Origin of the sequence: Shewanella basaltis (assembly GCF_023283885.1) — a bacterium.
In the GTDB taxonomy this organism is placed as follows: Bacteria; Pseudomonadota; Gammaproteobacteria; order Enterobacterales; family Shewanellaceae; genus Shewanella; species Shewanella basaltis.
This window is the reverse complement of record NZ_JAKILA010000035.1, coordinates 1-23,018: the sequence shown is the minus strand read 5'-3', so window position 1 is coordinate 23,018 and position 23,018 is coordinate 1. Positions and strand designations below refer to the sequence as shown.

19 protein-coding genes are annotated in these 23,018 nt (G+C 44.9%); 5 read left to right on the top strand and 14 right to left on the bottom strand.

What is annotated here, in order from left to right; genetic code table 11:
- Positions 1–1,416: 1,416 nt before the first annotated feature.
- From L2703_RS18380 to L2703_RS18350, 7 genes are all read right to left on the bottom strand, one after another.
- Complete coding sequence (locus tag L2703_RS18380; protein WP_248972476.1) at positions 1,417–1,698, bottom strand: GIY-YIG nuclease family protein; 282 nt, start codon at positions 1,696–1,698, stop codon at positions 1,417–1,419.
- Between the two features lie 659 nt (positions 1,699–2,357).
- Positions 2,358–3,542: a methionine gamma-lyase gene (gene megL, locus L2703_RS18375; RefSeq protein WP_248972475.1), complete on the bottom strand. Its 1,185-nt coding sequence runs from the start codon at positions 3,540–3,542 to the stop codon at positions 2,358–2,360.
- Between the two features lie 615 nt (positions 3,543–4,157).
- Positions 4,158–5,207, bottom strand: coding sequence for a 2-alkyl-3-oxoalkanoate reductase (oleD, locus tag L2703_RS18370; protein WP_248972474.1), 1,050 nt, complete (start codon positions 5,205–5,207; stop codon positions 4,158–4,160).
- Between the two features lie 9 nt (positions 5,208–5,216).
- Positions 5,217–6,911: an olefin beta-lactone synthetase gene (gene oleC / locus L2703_RS18365; RefSeq protein ID WP_248972473.1), complete on the bottom strand. Its 1,695-nt coding sequence runs from the start codon at positions 6,909–6,911 to the stop codon at positions 5,217–5,219.
- Between the two features lie 85 nt (positions 6,912–6,996).
- Complete coding sequence (locus L2703_RS18360; protein ID WP_248972472.1) at positions 6,997–7,872, bottom strand: alpha/beta fold hydrolase; 876 nt, start codon at positions 7,870–7,872, stop codon at positions 6,997–6,999.
- 47 nt (positions 7,873–7,919) lie between these two features.
- Complete coding sequence (locus L2703_RS18355) at positions 7,920–8,969, bottom strand: 3-oxoacyl-ACP synthase III (RefSeq protein ID WP_248972471.1); 1,050 nt, start codon at positions 8,967–8,969, stop codon at positions 7,920–7,922.
- A 250-nt stretch (positions 8,970–9,219) separates the two neighbouring features.
- Entirely contained in the window at positions 9,220–10,506 is a 1,287-nt protein-coding gene (locus L2703_RS18350) for a methyltransferase (protein WP_248972470.1), read from the bottom strand.
- 78 nt (positions 10,507–10,584) lie between these two features.
- Between L2703_RS18350 and L2703_RS18345 the strand changes: the two genes are divergently transcribed.
- A complete protein-coding gene (locus L2703_RS18345) occupies positions 10,585–10,812 on the top strand; it encodes a DUF1289 domain-containing protein (protein WP_248972469.1) in 228 nt (75 codons plus the stop codon).
- 1,148 nt (positions 10,813–11,960) lie between these two features.
- On the opposite strand, the gene L2703_RS18340 is transcribed toward L2703_RS18345, so the two are convergent.
- The 7 genes from L2703_RS18340 to L2703_RS18310 all read right to left on the bottom strand — a co-directional run bounded on the left by L2703_RS18340 (position 11,961) and on the right by L2703_RS18310 (position 19,174).
- A complete protein-coding gene (locus L2703_RS18340; RefSeq protein WP_248972468.1) occupies positions 11,961–12,323 on the bottom strand; it encodes a YajD family HNH nuclease in 363 nt (120 codons plus the stop codon).
- Between the two features lie 86 nt (positions 12,324–12,409).
- Positions 12,410–12,598 (bottom strand): hypothetical protein, encoded by a 189-nt coding sequence (locus L2703_RS18335; RefSeq protein ID WP_248972477.1) that lies wholly within the window; start codon positions 12,596–12,598, stop codon positions 12,410–12,412.
- Positions 12,598–13,173 (bottom strand): DUF502 domain-containing protein, encoded by a 576-nt coding sequence (locus tag L2703_RS18330; RefSeq protein WP_248972467.1) that lies wholly within the window; start codon positions 13,171–13,173, stop codon positions 12,598–12,600. The genes L2703_RS18335 and L2703_RS18330 overlap by 1 nt, the downstream gene beginning before the upstream one ends.
- Positions 13,174–13,603: 430 nt before the next feature.
- The gene (gene phoU / locus L2703_RS18325) at positions 13,604–14,308 is read right to left on the bottom strand and encodes a phosphate signaling complex protein PhoU (protein WP_248972466.1); all 705 of its coding nucleotides are present in this window, start codon (positions 14,306–14,308) and stop codon (positions 13,604–13,606) included.
- A gap of 43 nt (positions 14,309–14,351) precedes the next feature.
- Positions 14,352–15,170, bottom strand: coding sequence for a phosphate ABC transporter ATP-binding protein PstB (gene pstB, locus L2703_RS18320; RefSeq protein WP_248972465.1), 819 nt, complete (start codon positions 15,168–15,170; stop codon positions 14,352–14,354).
- 28 nt (positions 15,171–15,198) lie between these two features.
- Positions 15,199–16,860 (bottom strand): phosphate ABC transporter permease PstA, encoded by a 1,662-nt coding sequence (pstA, locus tag L2703_RS18315; protein ID WP_248972464.1) that lies wholly within the window; start codon positions 16,858–16,860, stop codon positions 15,199–15,201.
- 58 nt (positions 16,861–16,918) lie between these two features.
- The gene (locus L2703_RS18310; RefSeq protein WP_248972463.1) at positions 16,919–19,174 is read right to left on the bottom strand and encodes an ABC transporter permease subunit; all 2,256 of its coding nucleotides are present in this window, start codon (positions 19,172–19,174) and stop codon (positions 16,919–16,921) included.
- Between the two features lie 273 nt (positions 19,175–19,447).
- Here L2703_RS18310 and L2703_RS18305 point away from each other — a divergent pair, with 273 nt between their 5' ends.
- From L2703_RS18305 to L2703_RS18290, 4 genes are all read left to right on the top strand, one after another.
- Complete coding sequence (locus L2703_RS18305; RefSeq protein WP_248972462.1) at positions 19,448–19,945, top strand: glycine cleavage system transcriptional repressor; 498 nt, start codon at positions 19,448–19,450, stop codon at positions 19,943–19,945.
- A gap of 97 nt (positions 19,946–20,042) precedes the next feature.
- Entirely contained in the window at positions 20,043–20,861 is an 819-nt protein-coding gene (locus L2703_RS18300) for a DUF2797 domain-containing protein (RefSeq protein WP_248972461.1), read from the top strand.
- 606 nt (positions 20,862–21,467) lie between these two features.
- The gene (locus L2703_RS18295) at positions 21,468–22,073 is read left to right on the top strand and encodes a LysE family translocator (protein ID WP_248972460.1); all 606 of its coding nucleotides are present in this window, start codon (positions 21,468–21,470) and stop codon (positions 22,071–22,073) included.
- Between the two features lie 21 nt (positions 22,074–22,094).
- On the top strand, positions 22,095–22,640 hold the full coding sequence (locus L2703_RS18290; protein ID WP_248972459.1) for a DUF1415 domain-containing protein: 546 nt from the start codon (positions 22,095–22,097) through the stop codon (positions 22,638–22,640).
- The last annotated feature ends 378 nt before the right edge of the window (positions 22,641–23,018 follow it).

Below are 23,018 nucleotides of genomic sequence, written 5' to 3'. Positions count from 1 at the left end.
CCTCGAGTGCTTTAATCGGGGATCCAGGTGTTTCTTTTGACCTTGCTTAAAAGCATAAAAGCCAACACCTGGATTCCGGCTCAACAGCATTGCCGGAACGACGGAGTAGTGGGCGGTGTTTGGTTTTAAGTGTTTGCTCTATGCCGTCATCCCTGAGTGCTCGTATCAGGGATCCAGGTGTTGCCCTTACCGCTCGTCATCCTCGAGTGCTTTAATCGGGGATCTAGGTGTTGCTTTTGACCTTGCTTAAAAGCCAACACCTGGATTCCGGCTTTAAAAGCATTGCCGGAATGACGGAGTAGTGGGCGGTGTTTGGTTTTAGGTGTTTGCTCTATGCCGTCATCCCTGAGTGCTCGTATCAGGGATCCAGGTGTTGCCCTTCCCGCTCGTCATCCTCGAGTGCTTTAATCGGGGATCTAGGTGTTGCTTTTGACCTTGCTTAAAAGCATAAAAGCCAACACCTGGATTCCGGCTCAACAGCATTGCCGGAACGACGGAGTAGTGAGCGTCATCTGAATACGAATGAGCTAACGACGGAGTAGTGGGCGTGTTTGTTACTGTTCTATACCGTCATCCCTGAGTGCTCGTATCAGGGATCCAGGTGTTGCCCTTACCGCTCGTCATCTTTTGCCGTCATCCCTGAGATCTGTTATCAGGGATCCAGGTGTTTCTTTTGACCTTGCTTAAAAGCGTAAAAACACCTGGATTCCAGCTTTAAAAGCGTTGCCGGAATGACGGAGTAGTGGGCGTCATCTTAATACAAATGAGTAAATGGCGGTGTAGTTAATGGTGTTGGTCACTGGTTTTAGCTGTTGCCCTTCCCGCTCGTCATCCCTGAGATCTGTTATCAGGGATCCAGGTGTTTCTTTTGACTTTGCTTAAAAGCGTAAAATCAACACCTGGATTCCGGCTCAACAGCATTGCCGGAACGACGGAGTAGTGGGCGGTGTTTGGTTTTAGGTACTGCTCTATGCCGTCATCCCTGAGTGCTTGTATCAGGGATCCAGGTGTTTCTTTTGACTTTGCTTAAAAGCGTAAAATCAACACCTGGATTCCGGCTTTAAAAGCGTTGCCGGAATGACGGAGTAGTGGGCGGTGTTTGGTTTTAAGTGTTTGCTCTATGCCGTCATCCCTGAGTGCTCGTATCAGGGATCCAGGTGTTTCTTTTGACCTTGCTTAAAAGTGTAAAATCAACACCTGGATTCCGGCTTTAAAAGTGTTGCCGGAATGACGGAGTAGTGAGCGTCATCTGAATACGAATGAGCTAACGACGGAGTAGTGGGCGTGTTTGTTACTGCTCTATGCCGTCATCCCTGAGTGCTCGTATCAGGGATCCAGGTGTTGCCCTTACCGCTCGTCATCCTTGCATGCCTTTGGCGGGGATCTAGGTGTTACTTTTGACCTTATTTTTAATCTCTAGATTTCAAGATCTTCCCAGCGTGGATTAAATTTTTCAATTAATTCGATTTTCCATTGCCGCTTCCATTTTTTAAGCTGTTTCTCTCTCGTAATCGCATTATAAATATCATCAAACACTTCGTAATAAACGAGTTGGTTAGTTGAGTGTTCTTTACTAAACCCGTCACTCAAACCATTTTTATGCTCCCAATTGCGCCTGATTAAATCGGACGTAACTCCAATATACAGTGTGCCATTAGGTCGGTTTGCCATGATGTAAATATATGATTGCTTATCCATAAACATTTAGCTCTGCTCAAATAATGTAAAAAATATAGCAGTTAATTGTGAGGCTAGTTGCACAGCGTCAGAGCTTTAAATCTGTAACCAATTACAAAAGATAAAAATCAACACCTGGATTCCGGCTTTAAAAGCATTGCCGGAATGACGGAGTAGTGGGCGTCATCTTAATACAAATGAGTAAATGACGGTGTAGTTAATGGTGTTGGTCACTGGTTTTAGCTGTTGCTTTATCTTTTTTCTCGTCATCCCTGAGTGCTTTTATCAGGGATCCAGGTGTTTCTTTTGACCTTGCTTAAAAGCATAAAAATCAACACCTGGATTCCGGCTTTAAAAGCGTTGCCGGAATGACGTAGTAGTGGGCGGTGTTTGGTTTTAGGTGTTTGCTCTATGTCGTCATCCCTGAGTGCTTGTATCAGGGATCCAGGTGTTTTTTTTGACCTTGCTTAAAAGCATAAAAGCCAACACCTGGATTCCGGCTCAACAGCATTGCCGGAACGACGGAGTAGTGGGTGTCATCTTAATACGAATGAGTAAATGACGGTGTAGTTAATGGTGTTGGTCACTGGTTTTAGCTGTTGCTTTATCTTTTTTCTCGTCATCCTCGAATGCTTTAATCGGGGATCCAGGTGTTTCTTTTGACTTTGCTTAAAGCCAAGCTAATGTAGGGCTTGTTCTATGTCGGCGATTAAGTCTTGTACATCTTCTAGCCCCACTGAGATGCGTAGTAAATTGTCGGTGATGCCTGCGGCTTGTCTGGCTTCTGGGGTGTAGGGTGAATGGGTCATTGAGGCTGGGTGTTGAATGAGGGATTCGGCGTCGCCTAGGCTGACGGCTATGGTGAATAGTTGGAGTCGGTTGACAAAGTTAATTGCATCTTGCTTGTCGCCTTTAAGTTCGAATGCGATAACGCCGCCGGCGCGTTTCATTTGCTTACCGACAAAGCGGTGGCCCTGGTGATGGGCTAAACCTGGGTAGAATATCTGGCTAAATTTGGGGTGGTTGTCTAAATATCTTGCTAGTTGCTCGGCGTTGTCGCAATGGCGGGTTAAGCGTACATCTAATGTTTTTAGCCCACGTAATATTAACCATGCGTCGTGGGGCGATATGACGCCGCCAAAGTCTTTTAATATTTCAAACTTTAAGCGGTGCATGTGCTCTGCGTTACCGCACACTATACCTGCTATTACATCGCCATGACCATTTAAGTATTTGGTGGCGCTGTGGATCACCATGTCTATACCTAAGGCGAGCGGTTGCTGCAATAGTGGCGTCATAAAGGTGTTATCGACTATCGACACTAAGTTGTGGGCTTTGGCGATGCTTGCCATTTGACTCAAGTCGAATACTTGCAAATGAGGGTTAACTGGGGTTTCGCAAAACAACACTTTGGTATTGGTTTTTATTGCGGCTTCAACGGCTTGCATGTCGGTAAAGTCGACTAATGTGGTGCTGATGCCTAGGCGCGTGAGTTGGGTGGTCATTAGCGCGAAGGTGCAGCCATAAACCGCTTTTGATGCTACCAGGTGATCGCCTGCGTGCAAATGGGTTAACAGTGCGCTTGATACAGCAGCCATGCCCGATGCGGTGGCGGCGGCATCTTCTGCACCTTCTAGCAGTGCCATTTTACGCTCAAGCTCTGCTGTTGTTGGGTTACCTAGGCGGGTATAAATATAGCCCTGCTCGTCGCCTGCAAAACGTGCGCCGCCTTGTTCTGCGTTGTCAAATACAAAGGTGGCGGTTTGGTAAAGCGGTGTGGTGAGCGAGCCAAAAGCTTCGCGTTGATGGCCGCCATGAATGGCTAAGGTGGCTGGGTTCCATGCTTTGTGCTTGTTGTGTGACATTATCTCTCCCTGAACCACTTTGTTATTAAGTTATTTTGTTCGTGGTCAGGTTTTAAGATACAGCGGTTTGCATTTTAGCCAAGTAGCGAATGCCAAATAAGCCGTTTGTTGATTGTAAATACAATGTTACATAGTTAACCTGAACTCGGGATAATAAATGCCTTTCAAACAGTCCTTTGCCCTGCTCACTGCGTTGAATCGACTTACAATAGGCTAGGGCCTGTTGACCTTTCAAGGTTGTTTTTGCAGCGAATTGTTGGCCATTACTCATATACAAGTGCGCGGCAGAGACTTTGAGGTGTAGTTATTCTACATAAAAAGTCGATAACGCAGTAAAAATGACCAACAAACGCTGCCCACAGGGTTCGGCTAAAAACGTTTTACTCTTTGTTGAACAGATTTTGCTTAGGTGACTAGGCTACAATCCATTCGCCTCGATTAAAACGTTTTTAACTCGAACAAAATTCAACCAGAAAAGATCAACAGGCCCTAGCTATTGACGCGTCAATTCGCCTTGTTAGCAGAACAAATGACAAGCTTGAAAGTGAGAATGGGTAACATGTTGATTTTAAATAGTATAAGTTCATCCCTTATCCCGAGCTCAGGTTAGTTAGGTTATTGAGTGAGTGACAGCTTAAGTTGTTGCATGCCCTGCTCTATGCTTACCAACGGAGTGTAGCCTAAGTCTTGCTTGGCTGCGCTAATATCGAAGTAATGGCTGGTTGAGAGTTGCCTGGCGACAAAACGAGTCATTATAGGTTCTTGCGTTTTATTGAGCAGCCCGTAGAGGGTTTCTAGCACTGCGCCTGCAGCGTAAGCAACACCTGCAGGTACGCGTTTGCTGACGGGGGGAAGCGCTGCACAGGCGAGGATCTTGTTGAGCATGGCCGCCATGGTGATGGGTTGATCGTTACTTAAAAAGTATGCTTTACCGGCACTGTTAGCCTTATCGACTAAATCGACTGCAGCCAGAATATGGGCATAGGCGGCATTGTCGACATAAATAGTGTCGACCAGTTTATCTTGATTACCTACAAGTTTTAATTTGCCCGCTTTGGCTCGCTCAATCACCCTTGGCACTAAATGAGGATCATTTGGCCCCCAAATAAGGTGTGGCCGTAACGCGGTGGTTTTTAAGCTGTTACTGTTAGCTGCGAGTACCTTTTGTTCAGCTAGTGCTTTTGATTCGCCATAATAATTGAGGTATTGGCTGGCATAAGGTGCTGACTCATTAATGCCGTTTTCATCAACGCCGGCAAAGGTAACACTTGGGGTGCTGGTATACACAAGCGATGGAATATTAAGCGCCTTGCAAGCATTAATAATATTATTTGCGCCGTCAACATTTGGCGAATAGTAACTTTGTTTACTGCCCCACACCCCCGCTTTGGAGGCCACATGAAACACCATGTCGCAGCCTTGCATCGCCTGTTTAACGCTTGCAAAATCGCTAATGTCGCCGCGGCGCATGTCTACGCCTAACTGTGCAAGTTGAGGGTAATTGCCACGGGCAAACCCAACCACGCTAATGCCTGCGGCCAGCAAACGCTGACAAATGGCAAAACCTAAAAAGCCACCCGCGCCAGTCACAAACACCTTGTTTACTTTAGCGCTTAGCAGGGTTAAAGCGTTTTGCTCCTGGGGGGCTAAGTCAGTTAGTTTCATGCTGTATCCTTACTCTCGCCATTTTGCTTGTGCCCAAACGGCCAGTTTTTCACGGAAAATTTTGGCGTTATGGCGTACATCAACCGGAAAGTCGGGATGGATTAAAAAGCGGTTAATGCCTTGGGTGTGAGGGTGTTGCTCTGCCTGTTTGGTTAACTCTTGGTACAGCACGTTGGCGTTTGAACACACAAGGTCTTTGTGCAGTTCAATACAGATAACCGGCACAGTATGACCAGCAACATCAACCCCCACTAATGCTGAACGTTTTACCTGCGGATGTGTATTAAATACGCGCTCACACGGAATGGTAAAATAGCGTTTTAGCCGTTGCTCGCCGCGTTTAGCGTCGACAATATGGCCTTTGCGGCCACACATCCATAGCTGGCCATCGTCATCTAGGTAACCGACATCGCCCATGCGGTGGCGATATACGTTGATGTCGTTAATTTTTGCGTATTGAGTCGCTTGCATACGGCGGTAATATGATTGACTCACCATCGGGCCTTTGACCACTATTTCACCAATGTGATTTGCGGCTAATGGGGTAATGCTGTCCCAGTTTTCGATGGGGTCGTCGGTTATGGCAATGATGCTGATCTCGACCGACGAGATAGGTTTACCCACACATATTCCCTTGCCCTGATCGGTAAGATCGCTAGTATTAAATAGCGCATCGCTGCCTATCATGCTGACGGGTAAAGACTCGGTTGCGCCATAAGAATTAAGCACTTGCACATTAGGGTTGAGCATTTTACTAAAGCGCTTTATGGCACTAATGGTGGCTGGTGCACCGGCAGAAATCACTCTTTGTATGCTGCTTAACTTATGCTGTGTTTGCTCCCCTGCCTGGCCTAAACGTTCGAGCAAGGCGGGGTTAACAAACATATTGCTGCATTGATACTGCTCGATGGCCGCAAACAAATTGGCTGGATTAGCGGTAATGGGTTTGCTGGCGTCCATGTCTGGCACAATTGAGGCCATGCCTAAGGCTGGACCAAATAACGAGAATAACGGAAACGTGGCTAAATCTCGCTCACCCGGTTTAATGCCGTAGTCATTTTTAAGCGCACTGATTTGTGCTTCGAACATGCCGTGACTGTACACCACACCTTTTGGGGTACCTGTGCTGCCACTGGTAAATAAAATGGCGGCCATGTCGTCGTTTTCTAACATGGCCATGTCATGAATATGCGTATTGCGACTGCCAATTTCAATTATGGTTTCTAGATGGGTTGCATTGGTTAGCCAGCGCTGTAGCCCTGAGCCACCCACGTTAATCACTTGTTTTACACTGCCTTTACCCCAACCTAAAATCCGCCTAGCGATGTGGGCTTTAGGGATACCGATAAACACGTCGGGCTGTGACTCTGCAAAGCATTGTTTGAGGTTTTTAATGCCCATGCCTGGGTCAACCAAAATAGGAATAATACCGGCTTTAAATAAGCCAAAAGTCAGTGAAAAAAACTCAATACTTGGCGTGACCATAAGCACGGCTTTTTTACCGCGGCTGATACCGTATTGAAGCAGGCCCTTGGCGATGATATCTGACTGTTGATGCAGGGTTTTAAAGTCGATTTCTTGGTAGGTTAACTTGCCATTTTTGCTTTGTTGCACTGCCACAGCCAGTTTAGTTGGCATTGACTGCGCAGCACTGTGTAAGTGCTGACAAATGTTGGCATTAGCATGTACGGTTGTTTGAGTCATAATCAATCGTTATAGGGTAGCAACACTGCAATATATAATAGCTGCTTAATACAATAAAAAGGCTCTAACGAGCCTTTATGGTTAATTAATGCTGGGCGATAAAGTCTTTAATTAACGCGATAACTTCGTCACTGGCGTCTTCAAGAATGTAGTGACCACAGTCAGCAAACTCGTGTACCTGCGCATGAGGCATGCGTTGACGCCACTGCGCCAAAAAGTGTTTGTCGAACACAAAGTCTTTTAAGCCAAAACAGATTAAGGTTGGTACGTTGGCAAACTGAGTTAAGCTGTCGCCAATGCTTGTAACCAAATCATAGTTACGATCGCCCGGTTTTAAAGGGATATCTTGCACAAAACGTAATGTCGAGATGCGGTTTTTCCAGGAGTTAAACGGGGCGACATAAGCTTGGCGCACTTCGTTGCTCATGGGTTTACGTTTAACCCCCACGTACGATGCAGCAGACGAAAACGCATTTAAACCACGAACCAGTAAGGTGCCGAGTAAGGTTTCGCGGCAAATCCATAATGCCCAGGGAAACGGCTTGGTTTTAGGCAAATGAAACGCTGCAGTGTTTAAACACACAATACGCTTAATGCGCTCCGGGTGGCGAGCGGCAAAGCCCATGCCGATCATTCCGCCCCAATCGTGTACCACTAGGGTAATGTTTTGTTTAACGTCTAAGCTGTCTAATAATGCTTCTAAATCGTCTATACGACTTGTTAAGGTGTAGTCGTATTGTGGGTCGTCGGGTTTGTCTGAATAACCGCAACCTATATGGTCTGGTACGATACATTGATGTTTATCGCTCAATGCCGTAACGAGATTACGGTAATAGTAACTCCAGCTAGGATTACCGTGCACCATCACCACTGGCTCGCCCTGGCCTTCGTTGATGTAGTGCAGTTTATTGCCATTACGGTCTAAAAAATGACTTTTAAAGGGCAGTAAGTTGTCTAGCATGATGCATCCTGTAAACTATTTTTATAATGAAATGCAAAAATTCAGTGTTACCACTTAATTCCTAACATCATGCAGTTTAAGCCACTGCCTATTCCTAAAAAGCTGACTTGATCGCCAACACGTAAAAAGCCCGCATCGTGTGCAATTGCCGCGGTAACGGGTAACGATACTGTGCCCATGTTGCCCAGCTTTTGATAGGTTGGGTATTCTTTTTCGTGCGGGATATTTAGCGCGTTTAACACTTGTTTACGATTTGAGGCGCCCACCTGGTGACAAATAACTTTGTCGACCTGCTCTACTACCCAGTCACGTTGTGCTAAAAAGTGCTCCCAGGTGTGTTTGGCCAGTTCAACGCCTTCTTTTAGTAAGGTGACAGCGTCGGTACGCATAAATTCGCGGTATAACAAGTGCCCTGCTTCTTGCAGGCCCCATTGACACAATTGATGATGCTCTGGGGCCGACAAATGGCTGGCACCCAACAACTGATGCTGGCGAGCGGTTTTAAGCGGTAATGTCCCGTCGGTTAAAATCACTGCAATAGCGCCAGAGCCACCGGTTAAGGTCGCTAAAGACTGAGCAAAATTTTGCATTGTGGGTTCGGCTAGCATGTGATCGATTGTGGCGTCGACAATATCGCGCGCCGACTCACAAGATACCACCATACCCGCTTTAATTTGGCCAAGTTCAATACGATTGGCAATATCTAAAATGCCCGACAACACCCCTAAACAGGCGTTACTGATGTCGTAGATGGCGGTGTCTTTTGACACACCAAGTTCGGCAGCGATACGACATGCGGTTGCAGGTTCGTGTTGGTCACGGCAAACGCCTGTGTAAACCACAGCACCTAGCTCACTGACCTCTATGCCAGTTTCGTTGACCGCTTTGCGCGCAGCAGCAATGGCACCGTCTGACAGGCGATGCCCTTTTGGCCACCAACGACGCTCGGTGATTCCGGTTAATGCGGCAAGCTGCCCCATTGGAATGCGAAACTTTTGATATAGGGGTGCTAAGCGAGATTCTAAATCGCTACTGGACACGACCTGTGGTGCTAGCTCATAGGCCAGACTATTGATAAAGACACGTGAATATTTCATTAAACCGTATTATTCGCTTCGCTCTAGTTAGCCAAAAGCCCCTAGAATAGTTGTTAGTCGTTATTAACCCGCCATTTGAACAAGAATGGCTTAATTATTCAATCAAAAACCGCAGCCAAGCGGGGTTATTTAAGATTTTTTTTACCAGCCGATTACGCTGGTTGATTAACAACGGCTTTGATTGTTATCACAGCCAATGAAATACAGGCTATTAAACAAAGGCTTAACTTTGATTAATTTTTTAACTCGCTTAAGTCGCTGTTTTAATTGCTTGAATAAACGCATTTCGTGGTGTGACACTGTTTGCACAAAATTCGCTCAATGTAACCTGGTATCCCTGTTGTTGTAAAAAGCACACGCGGTCTAGCAATAACCAACATTCTAAGGCTCGGCGAAATAAATGCGCGACTAAATCTATGCGCTTGGTAAGGCGCTGCCTTGTAATGCCGCGCTGCAAAAAAGCGTCAAAGTCGATGTTATTGCTTAAAGTTAAGCCTTTTTGTTGTGCCGCCCACATGCAAAAGTCGGTAAAGCTGCCGCTAAGTTGGCTTTGTTTGATGGTGGGCACAGGTAAGTAAGCATTAATGCCCCTGACTTGGCGTTGCAAGGTGTCAAAGCCTAGGCGCCAGGCAACTTCTTGCAATCGCAGCGCCTGTTGTTTTGGGCTGGCAATAACGCTTTGTTGTAAGGGTAATTGCAAATCATGCTTGCTCAGTTTGAGCTTGCTGGCGCGCCCCTGTTGCGATAGCGGTTGATAATGCGCACCTTGAATTAGGTGATAACAGCAAGGCGAAATTGAAATGGCCTGGGTATTGGCTTTCGTTGCCAATTTGATTAACCGCACATGTAAGTCGCCGCAGGCATGCAGTGCAATTGCATGTTGCTGCGGATAAAACACCTTATGCTTTGAGCTAAGTGGGGCAAATGCATCGGCACAGATAAACCGTTGTGGCAATTGCCATTGCGTAGCAAACGCCTCACCTTGTTTACATAGGCTGGCTTGCCATTCGAGGCTGGTGACGTCGACTTGTTGCTGTTTGGCAATTAAACGGCCTAAATGCCCTTTGCCTGCACACCATTCTAATATAGGTAATCGGCTTAGCTGGCTATGGCCTTGTGGGTTAATTTGCGCAGCAAATGCGGTAATTTGTTGCCATTTTCGGCCTTTTATATGAGCGCTAAAATGAGCTAAGTCAGCTTGCTGCTGAGCTGTCGGTTCTGCTGTGCTCAAGCTTGTGGGCAAAGTGATGACTAACAAGCCTAGGTGCTCAATGAGCTGAGCAAGAGGTAACTGCGGGCTTTGTTTAAGGTCTGCTATTAAGCTTGGTAGTAAAGTTTGCGCAAGTAACTGCTGATCTGCATCTATTGCGTCTATATCTGTGTCGGGTATTTGCCATACTTTTTGCGCCAAATGCGGAAATGCTTGCTGCCAGGGTAAGTGGTCACACTCAAAAGCCACCAGCTGCCATAAAGGGCTTAACGCTTCGAGCAGTGAGTCAAGTGACTCAAAAGTATGTTGATAATCGATTACTGACATATTTGTGCTTACAGTTAACCTTGGCCGATTGAAATGGTAGGATGCGAGCATTAGCTCCCCAAACCGGAATTGTAAACTATGCACTCGCCCTGTGTCGCCCGCTGTGGCCTAAATGATGACGATTATTGTATGGGATGTTTTCGTCATATTGATGAAATTGTCATTTGGTCGAGCGCATCTGATGAACAGCAGCAACAGATTATTGATAAATTAGCCGACAGAAAACAATTGTATTTAGGCGATATCAATAATAAAGCACTCACCCGCGCCCAATGGCTCAAGGCAGAAAAGCGATTAAAGCGATAAAGGTCGAGTATCCAAGGCGATTGGGTTTAGGGATTTGGTGCTAGGGTCTAGGTACTAGGCTTTTGCCGAATAGCCAGTCATCCCTTCGCCCGTCATCCCTGAGTGCTTATATCAGGGATCCAGGTGTTTCTTTTGACTTTGATTAAAAGCGTAAAGCCAACACCTGGATTCCGGCTTTAAAAGCGTTGCCGGAATGACGTAGTAGTTGGCGTCATCTTAATACGAGTGAGCAAATGATGGTGTTGCTCTATGCCGTCATCCCTGAGTGCTTGTATCAGGGATCCAGGTGTTTCTTTTGACTTTGCTTAAAAGCGTAAAGCCAACACCTGGATTCCGGCTCAACAGCGTTACCGGAATGACGGGCTGAACACCAGGATTCCGGCTTTAAAAGCGTTGCCGGAATGACGTAGTAGTTAGCGTCATCTTAATATGAGTGAGCAAATGATGGTGTTGCTCTATGCCGTCATCCCTGAGTGCTTGTATCAGGGATCCAGGTGTTTCTTTTGACCTTGCTTAAAAGCGTAAAGCCAACACCTGGATTCCGGCTTAAAAGCGTTGCCGGAATGACGTAGTAGTGGGCGTTATCTTAATACGAGTGAGCAAATGATGGTGTTGCTCTATGCCGTCATCCCTGAGTGCTTGTATCAGGGATCCAGGTGTTTCTTTTGACCTTGCTTGAAACGTAAAAACAACTGCTGGATTCCGGCTCAACAGCGTTACCGGAATGACGGGCTGAACACCTGGATTCCGGCTTTAAAAGCGTTGCCGGAATGACGTAGTAGTGGGCGTCATCTTAATACGAGTGAGCAAATGATGGTGTTGCTCTATGCCGTCATCCCTGAGTGCTTGTATCAGGGATCCAGGTGTTTCTTTTGACTTTGCTTGAAACGTAAAAACAACTGCTGGATTCCGGCTCAACAGCGTTACCGGAATGACGGGCTGAACACCTGGATTCCGGCTTAAAAGCGTTGCCGGAATGACGGGCTGAACACCTGGATTCCGGCTTTAAAAGCGTTGCCGAAATGACGTAGTAGTGGACGGTGCCGAAATGACGGAGTGGTGGGCGTTGCCGAAATGATGAGGCTGTACTCGTCATTTGAGTACAAAGCAGCAAATGACGGTTTTGTGGGTGTGGTCGGTGACGTTGCTTATTTCTTCATCATGGCTTTTAAGTCTGCAAATGGGTTATAGGTTGCGGCTTCTTGTTTGGCTTCTTTGGTGCTGCCGTAACGTATTAGCTCTTCAAAGCGCGAGTGTTCGTTGTCGTGGCAGTACAGGCAAAGTAGTTCCCAATTTGAACCATCTGACGGGTTATTGTCGTGGTTGTGGTCGCGGTGGTGTACGGTGAGTTCAGCTAGGTTTTTGTGGGTAAACTCACGTGTGCATCGGCCGCAAACCCATGGGTATAGTTTAAGTGCTTGTTCACGGTAGCCTTTTTCGCGGGTGGCTTTGTATTCTCGGGCTTCTGCTAAAACTTTATCTAATTTGCTGGGCTGTTGGTTGGTCGACATAGTGCATCACTTAATATAATAAAATTACCCCAAGGATAATCACTGTTATCACTTGGGGCAATTGTTTGTCTTACCTTAATTTATTTTTATTCTGCAACGGGCGAAGAATTAGATAAATAGAGGTAATGTAAATAGCGTTCGTACTGAGTAATAATATCGGCAATGATTTGCTCTGGGGTATATCCCATCACGTCGTATTGCTGGCCACCGTGCTCTAGAAACACTTCGACTCGATAAAAAGTCTGTTCGGCCTGTTGGTTGATTAACTCAGACACTATTCGGTTTTGCTAATACCCGCCGTTAAATTAAAGCGCATTGCGTCTTCAAACGACCAGTCTACAAAAATTAAATCGTCTCGTTTAACCAGGCTGGTGACACCGGCCATTTGGTAACTGAGCTGAAATAACACCGGCACCCAATCCCCTTCTGGCAAGGCTGCAGCTAACGGCTCTGGCGCCGACTCACTCATGATAAAGCCAACAACATAACCACCATTAGCTTGTTTGACTAATACGGTTTTTTGGGTTTTAGGCTGGCCGTCGCGGTTCATTAAGCTGGCGATATCTCTGATACTGCCATATACCGACTTAAACAGTGGGAATTTCATCAGTTGGCGTTCTATCCAGCCATAGATCCAGGCGATAGGACTGACCGAAAACAGCAGCCCAGCCACAAACACTAAACTGGCAACAAGGCAAAAACCGGCCCCGACAAACACGGGGGCAACGCCAACAAGTTCGAGTAATAATTTACCCAACTCATCGAGTGAAATAAACAAGGACCAAAAAAGCCAAATGGATAACACCATTGGCAATAAATTCATTAAACCTCGCGCTAGGGTCTTTTTCATGGGTCACTCTTTAAGATTGTTAAACAAGGTGCTAAATAACGTATACCATTAATAGGTAACTACTCAGAATGTTTAAAGCCACAGCCGTTTAATTAAAGCGCGGCTCTGTAACCTGACTTAATAACACACGCCTTTAAACACCGACAACGCAAATAAAAGCTGCTGGGGCATTGCTTGTGGCAAGTGTTAAACCAACTCAGCACAAAAATGTGAACAGGCTTACTGGTTAACACTGCTTATTACTTCGTTAAAAAGCTGGAAGTAGAACAACGACCACGCTGTAATAGTTGATCACTTATTAATGCGCAATGGTATCACTAATTAAGGGGTACAAAAAAACGCCCTAAGTATAACTGTTTCAATATAAAACAGTACACATAGAGCGTTTTTAAAAGCGAGAATGATGCCGTGGTTAAGGCAACTGGCTATGCTATAGATCTTTTTCCATATCTTCGTATGAGGTATGACGCACGTCTTTACCTTTTACATAGTAAATAATGTATTCGCAGATATTTTTACAGCGGTCACCAACACGCTCAACGGCGCGAGCGGCCCATAACACGTCTAATACGCCAGGGATGGAGCGTGGATCTTCCATCATGTAGGTCATTAATTGACGAATAATACTTTCGTATTCTTTGTCTAACTTGGCATCTTCTTTATGCAGTTCAACAGCTTGCTCGGCATCCATACGGGCAAGAGCATCAAGAGTTGAGTGCAACATACGAGTAGCATGGCGCCCCATGCTTTCTATGCTCACCAATAGCGGCTGCTGCGTGTTAACACGCTTTTCTAGTGCTGCTTTGGCAATACGCACACAGGCATCACCAATACGCTCTAGATCGGCAATGGTTTTTGATATTGCGATAATCATGCGTAAGTCGCTGGCTGCTGGCTGACGTTTGGCGATAATGCGGGTGCATTCTTCGTCGATAGCCACTTCCATGCCGTTGACTCTGTGGTCGCCTTCAATCACTTTTTGCGCAAGCTCTGCATCTAACGAGGTCAGTGCGTCAAGTGATTGCTCAAGTTGACGCTCCACTAAGCCACCCATAGCTAATACGCGGTTACGAATATCTTCAAGTTCAGCGTTAAACTGACCAGAAATATGCTTGCTTAAATTTATTTTTTCCATTTTACCCACCTAAATTTTTTGTCTGGTTATTAAAGATGAAAGATTAACCGTAACGACCGGTGATATAGTCTTCCGTTTTACGCTTTTTAGGGGTAGTGAAAATGGTGTTAGTGTCGGCATATTCTACCAGTTCGCCCATGTACATAAAGGCGGTTTGGTCTGACACGCGTGCAGCTTGCTGCATGTTATGTGTCACTATCACTACTGTGTATTGTTGCTTTAGCTCGGTGATGAGTTCTTCAATCGTTAATGTTGAAATAGGGTCCAACGCCGATGTAGGTTCGTCGAGTAATAACACCTCTGGTTCAATGGCAATCGCGCGGGCAATCACAAGACGTTGTTGCTGACCGCCAGACAAACCAAATGCATTGTCGTGTAAACGGTCTTTAACTTCGTCCCAAATCGCCGCGCCACGTAATGAACGTTCAGCGGCTTCGTCTAGTTCGCGGCGGTTGTTCACCCCTTGCAAACGCAAGCCATATACCACGTTTTCGTAAATCGATTTTGGGAATGGGTTAGGACGCTGGAACACCATACCCACATTACGACGCAATGACGCTACATCGACATTTTTGTCATAGATGTTTTGCCCGTGAAGTAAAATTTCACCGTCGATTTTACAACTGTCAACCAAGTCGTTCATGCGGTTAATGCAACGCAATAAGGTTGATTTACCACAACCACTTGGGCCAATAAATGCCGTGACCTTCTTTTTAGGGATCTTCATCGACACATCAAATAGCGCTTGTTTATCACCGTAACGTAAATCGAGGTTACGGATCTCAAGTGCGGTATCCTGCTCGGGTAAATTAACTAAATCAACTGCGTCTTTTTGCATTGCTGAACTATCAATAGAAATCATTTTTTTCTTTCCTTCAGGATATCGCTAATTAGTGTTCTAGCGAACGGAATTTTTCACGTAAATGGTTGCGCACACTAATGGCGGTTAAGTTAAGCGCAACAATAACAGAGACTAATAAGAACGATGTTGCGTACACTAACGGACGTGCAGCCTCAACGTTAGGGCTTTGGAAGCCGACATCGTAAATATGGAATCCAAGGTGCATGAACTTACGTTCTAAATGCACAAATGGGAAGTTCATATCAATCGGTAACGTTGGTGCAAGTTTTACCACACCCACCAACATTAACGGAGCAACTTCGCCAGCAGCACGGGCAACGGCAAGGATCAACCCTGTCATAATGGCTGGACTTGCCATTGGAATCACAATGCGCCATAGGGTTTCTGCTTTGGTTGCCCCTAGGGCTAAACTACCTTGGCGAACCGCACTCGGAATACGACTTAAGCCTTCCTCTGTTGATACAATCACCACCGGCAAGGTTAAAATTGCCAATGTTAATGCAGACCAAATGACCCCTGGCGATCCAAATGTTGGTGCGGGTAAGGCCTCTGGGAAAAACAATTGGTCAATTGAGCCACCCATCATGTAAACAAAGAACCCTAAACCAAACACACCATACACAATTGATGGCACACCCGCTAAGTTAATCACCGCAATGCGGATCATCTTAGTAATTGGGCCTTTTTTAGCGTACTCGTGTAAGTATATGGCGGCGATAACACCAAAGGGAGTCACAATAACAGCCATTAATAACACCATGAAAACCGTACCAAAAATAGCTGGGAACACCCCGCCCTCGGTATTGGCTTCGCGCGGGTCGTCGTTAATAAAACGACCAATACCAACAAACCAATGGCCTACTTTTTGTAGCACGTTCATGTGGTTTACGTAGCTAACATCTAAAATAGAGTCTAGCTTGAGGATCACCTCTTGGCCGCGCATATCACGTACGACAACAGAATCACGAGCCGCTTGATCACGTAGGGCAAATAAGTCTTTTTCAAGCACGAGATAGTCTTGGTTAAGTTGCTCTATTTGCGCTTTAATGTCTGCTTTACGTTGTTCGGTAAGTTCGCCATCGAGCTCATAACCACGTTCTTTTAAACGTAAACGTTCAATTTGGTAGTTAATTGAACCAATATCAGACTTTTGCAACTCGAGCGCTTGCTCCGAAATCGCGACTGCACGGTCAATGTGGTTAAACAATGACGCTTCGATGTCGGCTTCGGTTTTAAGCTCTAATCGTTTGCCATCTTCAATAACCGCAATAGGATAACCGTAAAAATTACCGTTTTTGGTACGCTCAAGCTTAGCTACATCTGCAGGAGTGGTACGGCTGACGATATCAGTGGCTAATATCCAGCGAAAATCCAGGCCTACAAACTCACGGTTACCGGTTTTCACTAGGTAACGGGTAACAAATTCGCCTGGGTGTTCGGCAAATTTGTGTCCGGCCGAGATGAGTCGCTCAGTTGGCACTTCTTCGCGGTCGTAAATTTCACCAATTAAGGTGCTTTTAACACCGTCACTGTTTTCTAATTGCCATTCGTAAATGTCGGCAGGCCAAAAATAGCTTAGGCCACGCCATGCGATTAACAGTAATAAGCCTAAAACGGCAATTAAACTGATACTAACAGCACCACCGGTCATCCAGATCCACGGTGAGCCTGACTTAAACCACTTACCCATTGCACAAACCTCTCAAGGCGATTGGCGAAATAATCAATATATGAGTCATCATCTTTCCTTACAGTGAGCTATAACGGTCGCGTAAACGCTGGCGTACGACTTCTGCAATGGTGTTGAAGAAGAAGGTGAATATAAACAGCACAAAAGCCGCTAAGAACAGCACACGATAGTGCGAACTGCCAATGGCCGACTCTGGCATTTCTACGGCAATGTTTGCTGCAAGAGTACGCATACCCTCGAACACGCTCCACTCTAAAATCGCCGTGTTACCCGTTGCCATCAGTACAATCATGGTTTCACCGACCGCGCGGCCAAGACCCATCATGATGGCTGAGAAGATACCAGGGCTTGCAGTGAGCAACACTACACGCGTTAGGGTTTGCCAGTTTGTTGCACCGAGTGCCAAACTGCCGTTTGATAAATGGCGTGGTACAGAGAAAATAGCATCTTCTGCGATGGAGAATATGGTCGGAATAACCGCAAAGCCCATGGCGATACCAACAACAAATGCGTTACGTTGGTCAAATGTAATGCCTAACTCGTTGGTAATAAATTGACGAGTGTTGCCATCAAACAATGCCACTTCAATCACTGGGCTAATTGAGAACGAGAACCAACCAACAAAGATAATTACAGGTAACAGCATTAATTCTTGGTAGGTTTCAGGTAAACGCTGCTTCCAGGTTTGCGGCATTTTGCTCCAGGCAAATGCAGTGATTAATATTGAAATCGGTAATAAGGTTAACAACACCACAATGCCAGGTAGGTGGTCTTCAATTAATGGCGCTAACCATAAACCGGCCAAGAAACCTAAAATCACTGTTGGTAATGCTTCCATAATCTCAATGGTAGGCTTAACCACATTACGTACTTTAGGTGTCATGAAGTAAGCTGTATAAATTGCACCGGCTACCGCTAACGGCACAGCAAACAACATGGCATAAAATGCTGCTTTCATGGTACCAAAGGCTAGAGGCATTAAGCTTAATTTGGCTTCAAAGTCGTCAGAACCAGACGTTGACTGCCATACATATTGCGGCTCAGGATAACCTTCGTACCACACTTTTTGCCATAATGCGCTCCACGATACCTCTGGGTGATCGTTTTCAACCGAGAACAGATTAAGCTGGTTGTCGGCTTCAATTATCAGTGCATTTGAACGCGGGCTAAAGGACATTAAGCCTGGGTTAGTTAACGAAAACTTTTCGTCAAACAAATTACGTTGGCTTGTGGTGTACAGTAGAGTTAGTTCACCAGCATCACTTAATACCGCAAAACTTTTACGATAAAACTCTGTCGCCATAGCGCTAACCGGCGAGACATCTTCAAACTCACGAATTTGTTGATATAAACGGCCTTTGTCACCATTAACTTGGAAATACTGACTGATCACGCCACTGTCGTAGCTGATCATAATTGAGCTAGCACCCGCAAGGAGGTTAACTTGCTTGATTTTGGCATCGCCCTTTTTGACATCGAGCACTTGCAGTAACTCAATTTCATCAGCATCGCGGGTGTTATATATAAACAGTTTGTTGGTTGTGCTTAAGATGAGTTGACGATGATCGGGGGTCATTAACTGAGACACCACTTGATTTGGCGCATCTTCAATAAACACTTCTACAGAAGACCATTCGATCTCTTCTGTCATCATGTTTTCTTCACCTTCCTGGCGATTAAGTTTCCATGCACCATTGGCATCTTGGTATGCAAAGCTCATTCGGCTACCGCTGTAGTCGAACACTAAATTGTATACTGCACCGTCTTGGTTGATGGTTAAGGGCTCATCACCAATTGGATAATTTAATTTAGGGGTAATTTTACGCTGGTTGTCAGGATAGGTGACCGTAAAGTCGATACCAACCACAATAACTTGGCCATTACTTAACCCTAGTGCAAAACGTTGCTCGCTTGGGCTCGATTTGGCGGTACTGGTAATGGTGACACCTTCTGGTAACGGCGGCGTGAAAGATGAAATCAATTGGCCAGTGGTTGATGAGTAAAAATCAACAGTACCTGATTGCGTGACGCGATATAACACTTCGTTTTGTTCATCGCTGCCAATCATCAATGATTGTTCATCAGCATGTTGGTAACTTATGCTGGTGACTGGCTCAATGTGCGCTCCATCAAAAATAGGTTTGATGACATACAGCAAGTAGAAAAAGATTAATAACAAAGCCACAAACACCATGGTGCCGCCGACTGTTATCCCAAACTGTGCTGCTTTATCCTTAAATGCCCTGCGTGATGCTTGTTTACCCGCGAGCAAACTTTTTTCAGCAGAACCAGGTTGATTTACCTGACTTTCCATTAAGAACCTCTAATAATTAATCGATGCCATAATTAGCGCTTTGATTGTGCAGTTTACTATGCTAACAATAAATATTTATGACTAAATAACTCTATGCATAATTAATATTGAGTGGTGACATCGTCCCATTATTAACCATTTAATTGCTATTAGGTGCATTGGTAAATCGTCGTAAAACAACAGTAAAGCCATAGCGCAATCTTAAGTGGCTGCGATTATATGACGTAAAGATGACAGTTGTGTTACAGTCAATGTTTATAGGAGAAATATAATATGATGCGTTACCTTATTACTTTGCAAGCTCCTGATAGAAAAGGGTTAGTAGAACAAATAGCCAATGTTGTAAGCCGCCATAATGGTAACTGGCTCGACTCTGAAATGCGTCATATCGACGGTGTTTTTGCCGCAATATTACAGTTAGAAGTCCCTGCAGATAAATGGGATGAGCTGGTCGATGCGCTTGAATGCATTGATGGCTTAACGCTGACATTCTCAAAAACCAGTTTACATGCACAACCCATTAAGCAATTAAGTTATCAATTAGTGGCCTATGACCGCCCTGGCATTGTGCTTCATATTTCTAATAAAATGAATGCATTAGGCATTAACATTGAAAAGTTTAGTAGCCAATATGAAACCGCCAGCCACACAGGAATTGATTTGTTTAGAGCCACAATGACATTAGGCCTTTCTGATTTGTCGCAAGAAGATCACATCAAAACATCGCTGTACGAAATGGGTGATGATGTTGTGTTAGACAAGGTGAGTTAATCAACACATTTCATCCGTTTCATCTAAATTAAGCCTAAAATCCGTTTTCATCATCTGCTAAACTGCCAGCAAATAATACAGATAAAACGGATACACCATGTTTGGAACGCTATCAAAACTGAAAACCCACCTCAATGAGCAACATGAGGTGGAATATCATTTACCCGTGGGTGAGCAGCGCTTAGCGCTAAACCCATTAATTGGTAAATCTCTCACCATCACCCACACGGGCAATATTTTTTGCAGCAGCTGCGGCAAAAAAACCAAAAAGAGTTACTCGCAAGGCCATTGCTATGTTTGCATGAGCAAACTGGCCAGTTGCGATATGTGTATTATGAAACCAGAAACCTGCCATTTTGATCAAGGCACCTGCCGCGAGCCAGAATGGGCCATGTCGCATTGTTTTGTGCCTCATTATGTATATTTGTCTAACACCTCTGGGATTAAAGTCGGGATTACTCGCCACACACAAATTCCAACACGCTGGATTGATCAGGGCGCGACTCAGGGCTTACCCATTTTTAAAGTATCAACCCGTAAAATGTCGGGGTTAATTGAAATTGAACTCGCTAAGTTCATTAATGATAAAACCCATTGGCAAGCCATGCTTAAAGGTCACAATGACGACATTGATTTGGTTGAGCAGGCGGCAAAACTCATTCCTTTAATTGAAGATAAATTGCAGGCACTAGCAGCAGAGCATCAAGATATTGTCATTGAGCGACTCGACGATAATATTCAGGCTATTCACTATCCTGTGACTGAGTTTCCTAGCAAGGTGAAGTCACATAACTTTGATAAAGTTGCTGAAGTTACAGGGATTTTACAAGGCATTAAAGGCCAATACCTTATTTTTGATACTGGTGTGATTAATATTCGTAAGTTTTCATCTTACGAGGTTGAAGTCCACTGTTAACCTATAGCCAAATAACTTTAAGATAAGGGTACAGCAACTATTGATTGGCGTTTAGACGCGGAGCTGATTTGATGCATAGTTGCTGTACGTTGATCATTGGCAACAGAGTATAAACGCCTAGTAAACTCGCCCTAGGACGCCACTCATAACGACGCTTTTGACCTGGTGCTGAACACAATAAGAGGCGTTAAGCTTTGCATCTTGAGGTTACTTGGGCACATATGGAGCGCGCATTTGTGATCTATTTTAGGCTGACTCGAGTAGCTTACTGCTAACTTTCGCTAAAAGAGCACATTCTTATGCGGATTGAAATTAATTTAACCTGAGTTCGGGATAAGGGATGAATTTATACTATTTAAAATCAACAGGTTACCCACTCTCACTTTCAAGCTTGTCATTTGTTCTGCTAACAAGGCGAATTGACGCGTCAATAGCTAGCCTATTGTAAGTCGATTCAACGCAGTGAGCAGGGAAAAGGACTGTTTGAAAGGCATTTATTATCCCGAGCTCAGGTTAATTTAACACACTGTTAAAAAAATCATTGTGGCTAGCAATCAATTTCCCCTAAAATCCTGCTACTTAAACTTAAGCCTAAGAGATCCTTTCATGGAGTTAGTGTTCGCCATTGCCTTATTTGCTTTTTCTGCTGGGATTACCCCTGGTCCAAACAACATTATGTTAATGACATCTGGGGTAAACTTTGGCATAAAACGCAGCATCCCGCATTTATTAGGGATTAGCCTAGGATTTCCAACCATGATTTTGGCAGTGGGATTAGGGTTAAGTGCCATATTTCAAGCTTATCCGATTATTCATACTGTGATTAAAGTAGTGGGAATTACCTACCTACTCTATTTGTCGTGGCTAATTGCCAATAGCAGCAGCAAAATGGAAGGTAAACAGGTTAGTAAACCATTTAGCTTTATTCAAGCGGCGGCATTTCAATGGGTCAACCCAAAGGGATGGATAATGGCAGTAGGGGCGATTGCAACATTTACCTCAGTACAACAAGAGCTTAATCACCAGGTAGTGATTATTGCCAGTGTATTTTTATGTGTTGCCTTTCCTTGTGCCATAGTTTGGTTAAGTTTTGGTGTGGCACTTAAACGTTTACTTAAAAATGAACGCCAACAACGTATTTTTAATATTTCAATGGCATTATTACTTGTAGCGTCAATCATTCCGATGGTGTTACCCGCATCGTCACATTAATTTTGGTCAAGGTCCGTCACTATGCAACCACATGAATGCATCAGCCATACCAGCAAATGGGTTGTTGATGTCATAATGAAGTACAATATTTGCCCGTTTGCGCGCCGTGAAGTTGAACGTGCCAGTATTCGTTATGTGGCCATTGAGCACACTAAAGTCAAAGCCGTACTAAACGCGCTATTAGCAGAATGCCAGTACCTTGATGAGCACCCCGAAACAGAAACAACCTTGTTTATTTTGCCACGAGGATTTGAAGGGTTTTATGCTTATTTAGACTTGGTAGATGATGCCAACAACTTATTAGTTGACCACGATTATGAAGGCGAATATCAGCTTGCGACCTTTCACCCCGACTATTGCTTTGATGGTGAATCCCAAGACAGCGCGGCCAATTTTACCAACCGAGCGCCATACCCAACCTTGCACATTATTCGAGAAGCAAGTATGGAAGTCGCACTAGCAAATTACAGCGACCCCGAATCCATCCCTGAACGGAATATTGCGTTTGCACAGCGTAAAGGCTGTGAATTTTTTATTAAGTTACTGCAACATTGCACGAAATCGTAACGGTATACAGAACGCCTCACTTACGGTTTTTGATGCTATATCTAGGTGCTAGGTGCTAGAAACCCAAAAGCAACACCTGGATTCCGGCTTTAAAAGCGTTGCCGGAATGACGGAGTAGTTGAGCATTAGCGGAATAACATAGAAGTTGGCGTAACCAGAATAACCTAGTCGTTAACTTTGCTTGCTTTTTTTGTGTTGCTTTATCTTTTCGCTCGTCATCCCTGAGTGCTTTTATCAGGGATCCAGGTGTTTCTTTTGACCTTACTTAAAACCTAAAGCCAACACCTGGATTCCGGCTTTAAAAGCGTTGCCGGAATGACGTAGTAGTAGATGGTGTTTGTTATTAATTTTTGCTTTATGTTTTTTGCTCGTCATCCC

What these genes read in the sequence shown, in the direction of transcription:
- L2703_RS18295 (WP_248972460.1), top strand. Translation starts at nt 21,468, where the DNA reads ATGGAGTTAGTGTTCGCCATTGCCTTATTTGCTTTTTCTGCTGGGATT.
- L2703_RS18360 (WP_248972472.1), bottom strand. Translation starts at nt 7,872, where the DNA reads ATGCTAGACAACTTACTGCCCTTTAAAAGTCATTTTTTAGACCGTAAT.
- L2703_RS18380 (WP_248972476.1), bottom strand. Translation starts at nt 1,698, where the DNA reads ATGGATAAGCAATCATATATTTACATCATGGCAAACCGACCTAATGGC.
- phoU (WP_248972466.1), bottom strand. Translation starts at nt 14,308, where the DNA reads ATGGAAAAAATAAATTTAAGCAAGCATATTTCTGGTCAGTTTAACGCT.
- oleD (WP_248972474.1), bottom strand. Translation starts at nt 5,207, where the DNA reads ATGAAACTAACTGACTTAGCCCCCCAGGAGCAAAACGCTTTAACCCTG.
- oleC (WP_248972473.1), bottom strand. Translation starts at nt 6,911, where the DNA reads ATGACTCAAACAACCGTACATGCTAATGCCAACATTTGTCAGCACTTA.
- L2703_RS18305 (WP_248972462.1), top strand. Translation starts at nt 19,448, where the DNA reads ATGATGCGTTACCTTATTACTTTGCAAGCTCCTGATAGAAAAGGGTTA.
- L2703_RS18300 (WP_248972461.1), top strand. Translation starts at nt 20,043, where the DNA reads ATGTTTGGAACGCTATCAAAACTGAAAACCCACCTCAATGAGCAACAT.
- L2703_RS18355 (WP_248972471.1), bottom strand. Translation starts at nt 8,969, where the DNA reads ATGAAATATTCACGTGTCTTTATCAATAGTCTGGCCTATGAGCTAGCA.
- pstB (WP_248972465.1), bottom strand. Translation starts at nt 15,170, where the DNA reads ATGATTTCTATTGATAGTTCAGCAATGCAAAAAGACGCAGTTGATTTA.
- L2703_RS18340 (WP_248972468.1), bottom strand. Translation starts at nt 12,323, where the DNA reads ATGTCGACCAACCAACAGCCCAGCAAATTAGATAAAGTTTTAGCAGAA.
- L2703_RS18310 (WP_248972463.1), bottom strand. Translation starts at nt 19,174, where the DNA reads ATGGAAAGTCAGGTAAATCAACCTGGTTCTGCTGAAAAAAGTTTGCTC.
- pstA (WP_248972464.1), bottom strand. Translation starts at nt 16,860, where the DNA reads ATGGGTAAGTGGTTTAAGTCAGGCTCACCGTGGATCTGGATGACCGGT.
- L2703_RS18330 (WP_248972467.1), bottom strand. Translation starts at nt 13,173, where the DNA reads ATGAAAAAGACCCTAGCGCGAGGTTTAATGAATTTATTGCCAATGGTG.
- megL (WP_248972475.1), bottom strand. Translation starts at nt 3,542, where the DNA reads ATGTCACACAACAAGCACAAAGCATGGAACCCAGCCACCTTAGCCATT.
- L2703_RS18350 (WP_248972470.1), bottom strand. Translation starts at nt 10,506, where the DNA reads ATGTCAGTAATCGATTATCAACATACTTTTGAGTCACTTGACTCACTG.
- L2703_RS18345 (WP_248972469.1), top strand. Translation starts at nt 10,585, where the DNA reads ATGCACTCGCCCTGTGTCGCCCGCTGTGGCCTAAATGATGACGATTAT.
- L2703_RS18290 (WP_248972459.1), top strand. Translation starts at nt 22,095, where the DNA reads ATGCAACCACATGAATGCATCAGCCATACCAGCAAATGGGTTGTTGAT.